Source organism: Streptomyces sp. NRRL WC-3618 (genome assembly GCF_001280005.1).
In the GTDB taxonomy this organism is placed as follows: Bacteria; Actinomycetota; Actinomycetes; order Streptomycetales; family Streptomycetaceae; genus Streptomyces.
Genome location: NZ_LGDW01000186.1, coordinates 1 through 3,081 on the forward strand (window position 1 = coordinate 1; position 3,081 = coordinate 3,081).

3 protein-coding genes and 1 pseudogene are annotated in these 3,081 nt (G+C 65.8%); 2 read left to right on the forward strand and 2 right to left on the reverse strand.

The window, feature by feature from the left end; genetic code table 11:
• Nucleotides 1–265 precede the first annotated feature (265 nt).
• Nucleotides 266–580: a hypothetical protein gene (locus ADL01_RS44775; protein ID WP_159049566.1), complete on the forward strand. Its 315-nt coding sequence runs from the start codon at nt 266–268 to the stop codon at nt 578–580.
• Here the strand turns inward: ADL01_RS44775 and ADL01_RS18580 are convergent.
• Together ADL01_RS18580 and ADL01_RS45400 are read right to left on the reverse strand one after the other, a co-directional pair.
• Entirely contained in the window at nt 558–1,391 is an 834-nt protein-coding gene (locus tag ADL01_RS18580) for a pentapeptide repeat-containing protein (protein WP_053743129.1), read from the reverse strand. The genes ADL01_RS44775 and ADL01_RS18580 overlap by 23 nt on opposite strands.
• Nucleotides 1,392–1,529: 138 nt before the next feature.
• Nucleotides 1,530–1,696: pseudogene (locus tag ADL01_RS45400) on the reverse strand (ATP-binding protein); the annotation flags it as partial.
• A gap of 533 nt (nt 1,697–2,229) precedes the next feature.
• On the opposite strand from ADL01_RS45400, the gene ADL01_RS18585 reads away from it, so the two are divergent.
• Nucleotides 2,230–2,724, forward strand: a complete 495-nt coding sequence (locus ADL01_RS18585; protein ID WP_053743130.1) for a hypothetical protein — start codon at nt 2,230–2,232, stop codon at nt 2,722–2,724.
• Nucleotides 2,725–3,081 lie beyond the last annotated feature (357 nt).

A 3,081-nucleotide genomic window follows, 5' to 3' on the forward strand; every position in this document is an offset into this window, starting at 1 on the left:
GCAAGATGTCCAACTGGAAGCTCAAACGCGCCGAGCATCACAATCCGCCCCGGCCGGACACTCCCCGCATGACCCTGGTCGGGCCGACCAAGGCCAGACCGACCCGCCGGAAAATCACCTAAATCACCGGTATTGCACCTAGTCGACCGGTTCCGGCACGGCGATCGCGTCGCGTCTTCCCCCGAGCCATGAGCCATCGCGGAGGGCTGCGCTCTGCAAGATCTAGCGGTGCGCAGCCCCATCAGTCGTGGAACGAGAGCGACCGGTGAGCGAGCTGTACCGGTCGATCCGTGCGGAGAAGGCGACTTATTCGATCGTCCTTCTGCGCCGGGTGCTGAAGGTCGCCCGCCCCTCGTACTACGCCTGGCGCGACGGTGAGGCCGCCCGCCGCGCCCGTCGGGTCGCCGACGATGCACCCGCACACGAGATCGCCATGCTGCACATCGCTTCCGGCAAGACCTACGGTGTCCCGTCCCAGGCATCCACGCCGCACAAGTATTTTGACCCCACCGGGCCCGTGGCTCCTGGTAGTTGTCCTGGAACCCCGGCCAGAGGGACTACCAGTGGGTGGGGCGGTTGAGGGCCGACGGCAGTTTCGTGGCGGTGTCGCCCTTGGCCGCATTGAGCTGGGACTGGGTGAGGAAGATGGTGTCGGTGAGGTCTGCGCCGCTCAGGTCGGCGTCTCGCAGGTCGGCACCTATCAGATCGGCCGCTCTGAGGTCGGCGCCCTTGAGGTCGGCAGCTATGAGGAAGGCCCCACGGAGGTTGGCGCCCCGCAAGTTGGCGGCTTTGAGGTTGGCACCAATGAGATCGGCTCCTCTCCGGTCCTTCTTGCGGCCCGCGACCTTGGCCCGCACGAGTTCGCTCGTGCGCAGCAGCAGGGCGTTGACGTCGCCCCGGTGTGCTGCCACGTCCAACTCCGTGAGCTCCTGGGCGCTGCCACTCGTGAGCTGTTCGGTCTTCTCCAGCGCGCGGCGCAGTTCGCCGTGGATGGGGCGAGCAGGCGGCAGTGTCAGTGCTTCGGCCAGGTACCACAGAAGTTCATGGAGCTGCCGCATGACGGGAAACACGTCGAACATCTGCCGGGCCGTGTGCGGGGCCTGCCGCCAGTCCTGTCCGCTGAAGGTGACCTGGGAGACCTTCTGTCCCGCGCCGAAGCAGTCGAATACGGTGCATCCTGAGAAGCCCTGCTGGCGGAGTTGTGCATGGCTGCCGCAGCGGAAGTCCGCTTGCAGGTTCGGGCAGGGCTGCCCGGCGTCCTTGTTGATCGCGAAGTCCGCCGAGGCCGCGAAGGGCAAGGCGACACAGCACAGCCCGAAACAGCTGCCGCAGTCGGATTGCAGGCCGAGATCGGCAATGTCGGCAGCCGGGTGTTCGCGCTTCTGGGACAACGTGCGTGAGCTCCTGCTGTGAGGGAGCGCCGCTTCTCAGCGTGCTCAGGTCGGAACGCCATTCTCCCAGGACTCACGGTTGCTGACGCCCACCGGGTGGGCCGAGACATTCCTCAGTGCCGTGGGGCGGCCGTCTGTCAGATCGACGCGTCGGTAGCGGGCGATGGTCTTGGTCAGCAGCTTGTCGTCAGCGGCTTCGACGAGTTCGTTGACCAGTTTGGTGGCCGGGACATACTCGCCCCGAGACCGGCCATCGCCGCCTCGGTGCCCAGCGCGATGAGCAGGTGCGACTTGGCGGCTGGGCTTTACGGCCCACGACTCCATGTCCCCACGGCCGCCAGGGGCGCGATTCGTTCGGCACGCTGCTGCACAGCAGCGGCCGACGCTGCACCGGTCGTGCGAATGCTGCACCACGATCCCGGTCCCCCACCCACCGGCAGAGGCCCCTTGCCCCCTTCGCCACGGAGCAGCAGTCGGTCGCGCAGGTTCTTCCGTGACGGCCGCCCCTGCGCTGACGATCGGCCCAGGGCCGTGGGGGCGTCCCGCCCTGACGACGGTTACTCTCCTCCAGCAGCTGCCTCGTCAGCCGAGGTGAAGGGCGGTCAGGGCGGTGGTCAAGTCGGTGACAATGGCCTGCTGCGCGGCCGCGAGGGTGACTTGGCCCTGCAGACGGCGGTGTGCAGTTCCGTCTCCACCGGTTCATTCTTGAGATCAAGCTGAGCACAACGCCCGCGCCGGAAAGTCGTGACACCAGCTGCCCTGCAACCATCTTGCGCTAGGCGACATCCCATCATCATGAGCAAGGGCTCAGCCTTACCCACTATTCAGGAGAAGCGCGATGTCGACTCGAGCTGCGGATCTGTTCGGCGCCGTTGAGCAAGGATCCACCGCGACCTCGGTTTGGGCGATCCTGGGCGCCATCGCCGCCGCAGGTGCGATCGGTGGAGTCATCAACGCGCTGCTGACCGACAACGGCTTCGTCATTCCGAAGGTGAACAAGGGCATTGTCCGCCCCGGCGTGGTCGGCAACGTACTCCTGGGCGCGTTCGCGGCGATCGTCTCCTGGGGTCTGTACGGGCCGCTCAAGGACGCAGTACTGCTGGGGACGGCACCGGCGGGAGAGGTCACCGCTTCGTTGACAGTCACTGCGCTGATTGGCGCGCTCCTGGCCGGTGTCGGCGGAGCGCGGATCATCACCAGTGAGGTCGACAAACGGTTTCTCAGGACTGCGGCAACCGGCGCTGCCACCAGACAGCCAAATGTAGAACTGGCTCACATGATGGCCACCGCCACGCCCGCTCAGGCTGCCATTGCTGCCACTCCGGTCGATTGACCCGGCCCGAGTCAAACGCGCTGGGCCATCGTGCCGTCCATGGTCGTCGGATGGCGCATCCTGCGTGATGTGCTCCGCGCGTATTTTCCCCCCGCGGGTCTCCGTCGTGGGCAGGTTCATCATGCCATCCGGGAGTGTCATGAATTAGGTGTGATCCTTCCCGAAGGAGTCATCTGATGAATGCGACGACAGGTCACCTGATTGAGAGATTTTCATCCTGATCTCGCAGGTCACGGGGCTGGTGTGGGTCGGGGATGAGGACTCGTGCCGGTCAGCATCGTGATCGTCCTGGGGAGATCGTCGGTCACCTCTGGATCTCGGTGTTCGCGAGGACGAGGAGGGCCCGCAGGAGGATGG